An 8,621-nucleotide genomic window follows, 5' to 3' on the forward strand; every position below is an offset into this window, starting at 1 on the left:
TTCCCTTATTGGCTGGCCCGTTTCAGGCTGGCTTGGACGCCGTCGCGGATCAGGCCGGACAGCGCGGCGGTCAGGTCGGCGGCGAAACCGGGATCGTCGCGCAAGGCCGGGGGAAACACCTCGGCCAGCGCAAGGAAACCGGCAACGGTTTCCGCCGGATCGTCCCGCCACAGCGCGGCAAGACGCGCGGCCATCGGGTCCTTGACCTCGATCGGCCGGCCGCTTTGGTCGCGCCCCGAAACATAGCGCATCCATGCCGCCACGGCGAGCGTCAGTCCGGGCACCGTACCGCCCGCCGCGCGGGCCTCGGCAATGGTGCCAAGAATGCGCTGCGGCAGCTTCTGGCTGCCATCCATGGCGATCTGCCATGTCCGGTGGCGGATGGCGGGGTTGGCGTAACGCGCCAGCAAGGCATCGGCATAGTCGCCCAGATCGACCCCCGGCGGCGGCGTCAGGGCCGGGATGATCTCATGCCGCCAAAGCCCGCGCAGGAAATCCGCAAAGGCCGGGTCTGCGACGGTGTCGGCGATGGTCTCGTGCCCCGCCAGATAGCCAAGATAGGCCAGCGACGAATGCGTGCCGTTCAGCATCCGCAGCTTCATATGCTCAAAGGGCGTGACATCGCCCACCAGCTGCGCACCGACCGCACCCAGATCGGGACGGGCGGCATCGACGAAATCGTCCTCGATCACCCATTGGCGGAACGGCTCATGCATGACCGGGGATTCGTCGCGATACCCCGCCATTGCCTCAAGCCGGTCCAGATCGGCGGCGGTGGTGGCGGGCACGATGCGGTCGACCATGGTCGCGGGAAACGCGCCATGCGTCGCGATCCAATCCGCAAGCGCCGGATCGATCAGCCCCGCCAGTTCCAGCACGACACCGCGCACCACCCGGCCGTTTTCCGGCAGGTTGTCGCAGCAAAGGACGGTAAAGGGCGCAAGCCCCCGTTCGCGCCGCATCGCCAGCGCCCGGACCAGAAAACCCGGCGCGGATCTGGGCTGCGGGCTTTGCAGGTCATGTTGGATATCGGGATGCGCGCGGTTCAGCCGGCCGGTCGAAGGCTCGTGACAATACCCTTTTTCCGTCACGGTCAGGGTGACGATCTTCACCGCCGGATCGGCCATCACGTCCAGCACCGCCTGCGGGTTTTCCGGCGCGACCAGCACATCGCGCAGCACCGTCACCACCTGCGGCTTTTCGCCCTCGGGCGCCAGTTCCAGCGCGGTATAGGCCCAGCCCTGTGGTTTCAGCCGGTCGCGCGTTCCCGGCGATTGCAGCGAAACCCCGACAATGCCCCAGTCGCCGCCGGATTTCGCCATCGCCTCGGCCACATAGATCGCGCCATGGGCACGGAAAAACGCCCCAAGGCCAAGATGGACGATGCCCGCCGGCGCGGTCGGGGGGGCGCGGTAAAGCCTATCTTGCAAGCCAGCCTCCATCGACATTCAGCACCGCGCCGTTGATGTAATCGGATGCCGGCGCGGCCAGAAATACCGCCGTCTGGCCGATATCCTCGGGCCGGCCCCAGCGCCCGGCAGGGATGCGGTCAAGGATGGCCTGACTGCGCGCGGGATCGGCGCGCAGGGCTTCGGTATTGTTGGTCTCGATATAACCCGGGGCGATGGCGTTGACGTTCAGCCCCTTGGCCGCCCATTCATTGGCCATCAGCTTGGTCAGCCCGGCGACGCCATGCTTGCTGGCGGTATAGCTGGGCACGCGGATGCCCCCCTGAAACGACAGAAGCGAGGCGATGTTGACGATCTTGCCCCGCCCGCGCGGCAGCGCGGCACGGGCAAAGGCCTGACAGGTGAAGAACAGCGATTTGAGATTCACGTCGATCACGTCATCCCAATCGGATTCGGTGAAATCCACGGCATCGTCGCGGCGGATGATGCCGGCATTGTTGACCAGAATGTCGATGCGTTCGGCGGCGAACACATCGCGCGCCGCCATCGGATCGGCAAAGTCCAGCCGCAGCCCCCGGCCCCGCGCCCCGATCAGGGCCAGCGTCTCGTCGCAATCGCGGCGGCCGGCGGCGATGACATTGGCCCCCGCCGCGGCCATGGCGACCGCGATGGCCTGACCGATGCCGGTATTCGCGCCGGTCACCAGCGCGACCTGGCCATCAAGGGAAAACGCGCTCACAACAGGTCCTCCGGCTGGATAAAGTCCATGTCGGTGTAATCGACATTGTCGCCCGCCATCGCCCAGATAAAGGTATAGCCGCCGATCCCCGCCCCGGCATGGATCGACCAGCTGGGCGAGATCACCGCCTGTTCATTGGCGACGATCAGATGCCGGGTTTCCTGCGGCTCGCCCATCAGATGGACCACGCGCGCCTCGGGCGCCATGCCGTGATACAGATAGGCCTCCATCCGGCGGTCATGGACATGGGCGGGCATGGTGTTCCAGACCGATCCGTCCTCAAGCGTGGTATAGCCCAGAACCAGCTGACAGCTTTCCATGACCAGCGGGTGGATGAACTGGCGGATGGTGCGCTTGTTCGAGGTCTCGACCGCACCCAGCCTGACCTCTTTGGCATCGGCCACGGTGATCAGCCGGCTGGGCAGCGTGCGATGCGCCGGGGCCGAGGTGATATAGAACCGCCCCTGCCCCGAAAACGTGACCGGCCCCGCGCCCATGCCCAGATAAAGGACATCGCCATAAGCCATGTCCCAGCCCTGTCCGCCGGCCTCGACCCGGCCGGGACCGCCGATATTGACGATGCCCATTTCGCGCCGCTCAAGAAAGGTGGCGGTGCGGGTTTCGGCAACCTTGTCGAGCGTGAGCTCCCCCCCCGCGGGCACCGCCGCGCCCACGGTAAAGCGGTCGTAATGGGTATAGACCAGCCGGATCTCGCCCTCGGCGAACATGCCCTCGGTCAGGAAGTTCCGGCGCAGGGCCTGGGTATCCATGCCCCTGGCATGTTCGGGGTGGATGGCGTGGCGGGTCTCAACGGTCAGCATATCGGTCCTTTCATGCGAATTGGCCGGTGTTCAGCGGAACACCGAGGGCAGCCACAGCGACAGCGCCGGAACATAAGTCACCAGCATAAGCGTCACGAAGGCGGCGAAATAGAACGGCCAGATGGTGCGCATCGCCTGCCAGATCGAGATGCGCCCGACCGCGCAGCCGACGAACAGCACCGCGCCCACCGGCGGCGTGCACAGCCCGATGCCAAGGTTCAGCACAAGGATGACCCCGAAATGCACCGGATCGACGCCAAAGGCCTGCGCCACCGGCAAAAAGATCGGCGTGGTGATGACGATCAGCGGCGACATGTCCATGAACGTGCCCAAAATCAACAGGATCACGTTCATCAACAGCAGGATCACCAGCGGGTTGTCCGAAAGGTTCTGCAACAGCGCGACCAGCTGCGCCGGCACCTTCAGATAGGCCAGAAGCCAGCCGAAACAGGCCGCGCAGCCGATCACCAGAAGCACCATCGAGGTGGTGCGCACCGCGCCCTTGGTCGCCTCGACGAATTCGGACCAGGGCAGGCTGCGATAGACCAGCGCGGTCACCAGCAGCGCATAGACCACCGCGATATTCGAGGATTCGGATGCGGTGAACACGCCCGAACGCACGCCGCCAAAAATGATCGCGATCAGGATCAGCCCCGGCAGCGCCGAAACGAACAGCTGCCCCATCATCGCGAAACCCGGGAAGGGGTCGGTCGGATAGCCCTTTTTCTTGGCCACCCACCATGCCGCGCACATCAGCATGATCGCCAGCAACAGGCCCGGAATGATCCCCGCCGTGAACAGGTCGGCAATCGACAGCCGGCCCCCGGCGGCGATGGAATAGATGATCATATTGTGGCTGGGCGGGATCATCAGCGCGATGATCGAGCTGACCACGGTGATATTGACCGCGTAATCGACGTCATAGCCGCGCTTTTTCATCTGCGGCACCATCAGCCCGCCCACCGCGCTGGCATCCGCCGCCGCCGAACCGGAAACCCCCCCGAACATCAGCGAGGCCATGATATTGACCTGTCCCAGCCCGCCCTTCAGATGCCCGACCAGCGATCCCGCCAGCGCCACCAGGCGCCGCGCGATATCGCCCCGGACCATCAGGTCGCCCGAATAGATGAAGAACGGGATCGCCATCAGCGCAAAGACCGAGATGCCCGAATTCAGCCGCTGGAACACCACCACCGGCGGCAGGCCCAGATAAAGCACCGTGAAAAAGCTGGCCGCGCCAAGGCAGAATGCGACAGGCGTGCCGATCAGCAGAAGAAACGAGAAACTTCCAAACAGAATCCAGTATTCCATCGCCTATTTCCCCTTCCCGCCGGGAATGCCGTCTTCAAGCATGGCCTCGGCCGAGGGGCCGTCGGCATGTCCGTCCAGGGTGCCGTCCGCCGCATCGTCCATATCGCCGAAGCGTGCGGTTTTCAGGCCGGCGGCACGGCGCAGGATGCGCTCGACCGAAAACAGGACCAACAGCACACCACCGCCGATCACCGGCGCGAAATCCCACAGCCGCGAAATGCCCAGACCGGGAATGTCGCCGCCGGCCGCCTTGGCCGCCAGCTGCCAGCCGTAAAAGGCCATGCCAAAGCCGAATGCCGCGACGACCAGATCGGACAGGCTGTGAAACCATGGCCGCACGGATTGGGGAACCAGATACAGACCCACGTCAAAGGACAGGTGATACCCCTCTTTGACGCCGACGGCGGCGCCCAGAAAGATGAACCAGCCCATCAGCATGACGCTGGCGGGTTCCGCCCAGAACAGGCTGGTGCCCATGACATATCTGTAAAAGACCTGCGCAAAGACAAAGGCGGTCATCAGAACCAGCCCGATCCCGGCCACCCACAGGCCAAGGCGCGCCAGCCATCCGGTCAGCCGCGCCATCGTCAGCATTGCGTCGCGCATCATCACCCCTATGCGTGCAAGGGCGCCGCCCGCAGCATTCTGCGGGCGGCCCGGTCCGTCATTCGGTTTCCTGGATCCGCTTGACCAGATCCTTGGCCTCGGGCGTGGTCACGTATTTTTCGTAAACCGGGGCCATGGCTTCGACAAAAGCGGTCTTGTCGATATCCTTGATCACCTCGGCGCCCGCCGCCACGACCTTTTCCTCGGATGCCTTTTCCTGTTCGGCCCACAGCTTGCGCTGCACGGTGGCCGAGTTCTTTGCCGCCTCGCGCAGGATCGCCTGATCCTCGGGGGTCAGCTTGTCCCAGCTCATCTTGGACATGGCGACCAGTTCCGGCACCATCAGATGCTGGTCCAGCGTATAGTATTTCGCCACCTCGGCATGGCCCGAGCTGTCATAGCTGGGGAAGTTGTTTTCGGCCCCGTCGATCACGCCGGTCTGGATCGCGGAATACACCTCGCCATAGGGCATCGGCGTCGCATTGGCACCAAGCGCCGACATCATGTCGACAAAGACATCGTTCTGCATGACGCGGAACTTCATGCCCTTGAGGTCCCCGATCGAGGCGATCGGCTTTTGCGAGTTATAGAAGCTGCGCGCCCCGCCATCGTAATAAGCCAGCGCGATCAGGTCCTTGGCCTCGAAATCCTTGGCGATTTCCTCGCCGATGGGACCGTCCATGACATGGTGCAAATGCTCTTCGGATTTGAAGAGATAAGGCAGGGACATGGTCTGCGTCACCGGCACGATGTCGTTGAACGACCCGAAACTTGCCCGCACCAGGTCGATCACGCCGAACTGGGTCTGTTCGATGGTGTCCTTTTCCTCACCCAGCTGGGACGAGGGGAAAACCTCGATGCAGATGCGGCCCTGGGACTTTTCCTTGGCCTCGGCGGCCATGGCCTTGACGCCCTCGACGGTCGGATAGCCGTCGGGATGGGTATCCGACGACCGCAGCGTGATTTCGCATTCCGCGGCGGCGGCACCCGCCAGCGCGGCAGTGGCCAGCAGCGCGGCCATGGTGGTGGTAAAGAGCTTCATGTTTTCCTCCCGTGGTGAAACTCAGAGCTTGTAGGCCTTCTTGGCGAGGCCATAGGTAAGGTCATGCGCGATCCCCGGCGCCTCGTCCTCGGCCAGCCGGCCCGAGGCAACGAGCGTCGCGAGATAGGCGCAGTCCACCCGCCGCGCGACATCGTGGCGCGCCGGGATCGAACAGAATGCGCGGGTGTCGTCATTGAAACCCACGGTGTTATAGAAACCCGCGGTTTCGGTCGTCATCTCGCGGAACCGGCGCATGCCTTCGGCGCTGTCATGGAACCACCATGCCGGACCCAGCCGCAGCGCCGGATAGACCCCGGCCAGCGGCGCAAGTTCCCGCGCATATGAGGTTTCGTCCAGCGTGAACAGGATCACCGTCAGATCGGGGCGCATGCCGACCGCGTTCAGCAGCGGCCGCAGGGCGGCGACGTAATCGGTGCGGCCGGGAATGTCGAAGCCCTTGTCACGGCCGAACATCGCCAGCACCTGATCGGAATGGTTGCGCCGCGATCCGGGATGGATTTGCAGCACAAGCCCGTCCTCAAGGCTCATGCGCGCCATTTCGGTCAGCATGTGGCCGCGAAAGGCGTCGGCCTCGGCCGGGCTGCACTGGCCGCGCAGCGCTTTCTGAAACAGCGCCGCCGCGTCGGCCTGGGGCAGGTCCTCGGTCCGGGCGCTGGCATGGCCGTGATCCGAGGATGTGGCGCCGAATTCCTTGAAATAGGCCCGCCGCATGCGGTGCGCGTCCAGATAGCCGCCCCATGTCGCGGTATCAAAGCCGGTCTGCTGACCCATAAGCGCGACATTTTCGGCAAAGCCCGCCATTTCGGGATCGACGACGCCATCGGGGCGATAGGCGGTAATCACGCGCCCGTCCCAGCCGGAATCGCGGATCATCCGGTGCCAGCGCAGATCGTCGGTCGCGGGTTCGGTGGTCGAAATCGCCTCGATATTGAAACGCTTGAACAGCGCACGGGGCCGGAATTCGGGCCGGGTCAGGCAATCGGCGATATGGTCGTAATACCAATCCGCCGTTTCCGCCGACAGCCGCCGGTCGATGCCAAAGACATGCTGAAAGCTGTGATCCAGCCACAGCCGCGACGGCGTGCCCGCAAAGAGGTGGTAATGACTGGCAAACAGGCGCCAGATCTTGCGCCCATCGGTTTCGGTCGGCCCGCCATCGGCGCGCGGCACGCCCAGATCGGTCAGCGCCACCCCCTGGGAACAGAGCATGCGGAACACATAGTGATCGGGCGTCACGAAGAGCTGCGCGGGATCGGGAAACGGCGCGTCCTCGGCATACCAGCGCGGATCGGTATGGCCATGCGGACTTATGATCGGCAGGTCCCGCACCCCGTCATAAAGCGCGCGGGCCAGATCGCGGGCGCGCCCCTCAGGCGGGAAAAGCCGGTCCTGATCCATCAATGCCATGCCTCGCCTCACCCCCCGATGCGAATCAAGCTTGTTTTAGCCGTGATCGTCTAATATGCTAGTTTTGCAGACAGGTCAATCGGCGAGGCCGGCCGGGGCAAGGGGGAACGGGATGGGCGCGGATACGCAAGCTGTTGCAAAGCTGCCGGCACTGGGCGACACGCGCCAGCCGACGGTGACCGACCAGATTTTCGACCTGCTTTATGAACGGGTGGTCAATCTGACCCTGCCCCCGGGCGCGAAACTCTCCGAGGCCGAGGTGGCGGCCCAGATGGGCGTCTCGCGCCAGCCGGTGCGCGATGCGTTCTATCGGCTGTCACAGCTGGGCTTTATCCAGATCCGTCCCCAGCGCGCGACCATCATCACCCCGATTTCCGAAGAGGCGGTGCTTCAGGCCTATTTCATCCGCCGCTCGCTTGAGGAATCCTGCATGCGCGTGGCCGCCGAAAAGCTGACCGAGGCCCAGCTTGATGCACTGGATCAGCTGATCGACCGGCAAGAGGCCGCGATCACCGCCGGGCAGCGCGCCGAATTTCATGCCCTCGACGATCAGTTCCACCGCGACATCTGCACCTATGCCGGGCTGGGCTTTGTCTGGGCGCTGGTCAAGGACAACAAGGGGCATATGGACCGCGCCCGCTATCTTAGCCTGTCCTATGGCGCCTCGACCGCGTGGCAGGAACATCGCCAGATGCTGGCCGCCCTGCGCGCCCGCGATCCCATTGCCGCCGCCGCCACGATCCACCAGCATCTGAGCCGGATCGAGGACATCATCGCCCGCCTGCACAAGGACCGGCCCGAGGTGTTCGAGGAATAGCGATCTCTCAACCCCGGCCCAGATCCAGCGCCTGGCCGTCCTTCATGGTTTTCAGCACGATTTCCGAACGCACCTGCGCGACCTGCGGATGCGGCAACAGGTCCTGATGGACGAATGCCGCGAATGCCTCAAGGTCGCGCACCCGGATATCCAGCACATAATCGGCATCGCCAGACACCGAAAACGCGGCATGAACCTGGGGATGGGCGCGCAGAAAGCGGGTAAAGTCATCCTCGTGCCCCTGACCATGGGCGCGCAGGTTGACGCGTGTGATCGCACGCAGGCCAAGGCCCAGCTTCTGCGCATCCAGCCGCGCGGCATAGCCCCGGATCAACCCCGCCTTTTCCAGCGCCGCCCGCCTGCGCGAACATTGCGAGGCCGAAAGATGCACCCGCTCGCCCAAGGCGGCATTGGTCAGCGATCCATCATGCTGCAACGCATCAAGAAT

The 8,621-nt window shown here is 64.3% G+C and carries 9 protein-coding genes; 1 reads left to right on the plus strand and 8 read right to left on the minus strand.

Annotated features, from left to right (window positions below):
• Window positions 1–5: 5 nt before the first annotated feature.
• From ACFOMH_RS14885 to uxaC, 7 genes are read right to left on the minus strand one after another with little or no spacing between them, the layout of a single operon-like run.
• Window positions 6–1,442: a mannitol dehydrogenase family protein gene (locus tag ACFOMH_RS14885; RefSeq protein ID WP_377745452.1), complete on the minus strand. Its 1,437-nt coding sequence runs from the start codon at window positions 1,440–1,442 to the stop codon at window positions 6–8.
• Entirely contained in the window at window positions 1,420–2,148 is a 729-nt protein-coding gene (gene kduD / locus ACFOMH_RS14890) for a 2-dehydro-3-deoxy-D-gluconate 5-dehydrogenase KduD (protein ID WP_374426774.1), read from the minus strand. Before kduD ends, ACFOMH_RS14885 begins: the two co-directional genes overlap by 23 nt.
• Window positions 2,145–2,969, minus strand: coding sequence for a 5-dehydro-4-deoxy-D-glucuronate isomerase (gene kduI / locus ACFOMH_RS14895; RefSeq protein WP_377745432.1), 825 nt, complete (start codon window positions 2,967–2,969; stop codon window positions 2,145–2,147). Before kduI ends, kduD begins: the two co-directional genes overlap by 4 nt.
• 30 nt (window positions 2,970–2,999) lie before the next feature.
• A complete protein-coding gene (locus ACFOMH_RS14900) occupies window positions 3,000–4,280 on the minus strand; it encodes a TRAP transporter large permease (RefSeq protein ID WP_377745434.1) in 1,281 nt (426 codons plus the stop codon).
• 3 nt (window positions 4,281–4,283) lie between these two features.
• A complete protein-coding gene (locus ACFOMH_RS14905) occupies window positions 4,284–4,889 on the minus strand; it encodes a TRAP transporter small permease (RefSeq protein WP_377745436.1) in 606 nt (201 codons plus the stop codon).
• A gap of 55 nt (window positions 4,890–4,944) precedes the next feature.
• Window positions 4,945–5,928 carry a TRAP transporter substrate-binding protein gene (locus ACFOMH_RS14910; protein WP_377745438.1) on the minus strand — a complete coding sequence of 328 codons (984 nt, stop codon included), beginning with the start codon at window positions 5,926–5,928 and terminating at the stop codon, window positions 4,945–4,947.
• A 21-nt stretch (window positions 5,929–5,949) separates the two neighbouring features.
• Window positions 5,950–7,356 carry a glucuronate isomerase gene (gene uxaC / locus ACFOMH_RS14915; protein WP_377745440.1) on the minus strand — a complete coding sequence of 469 codons (1,407 nt, stop codon included), beginning with the start codon at window positions 7,354–7,356 and terminating at the stop codon, window positions 5,950–5,952.
• Between the two features lie 112 nt (window positions 7,357–7,468).
• On the opposite strand from uxaC, the gene ACFOMH_RS14920 reads away from it, so the two are divergent.
• On the plus strand, window positions 7,469–8,173 hold the full coding sequence (locus ACFOMH_RS14920) for a GntR family transcriptional regulator (protein WP_374426759.1): 705 nt from the start codon (window positions 7,469–7,471) through the stop codon (window positions 8,171–8,173).
• 7 nt (window positions 8,174–8,180) lie between these two features.
• Here the strand turns inward: ACFOMH_RS14920 and ACFOMH_RS14925 are convergent.
• On the minus strand, window positions 8,181–8,621 hold a 441-nt coding region (locus tag ACFOMH_RS14925; RefSeq protein WP_377745442.1), incomplete at its 5' end, for an Lrp/AsnC family transcriptional regulator.

The organism is Paracoccus mangrovi, from assembly GCF_042648425.1.
GTDB classification, from domain to species: Bacteria; Pseudomonadota; Alphaproteobacteria; order Rhodobacterales; family Rhodobacteraceae; genus Paracoccus; species Paracoccus mangrovi.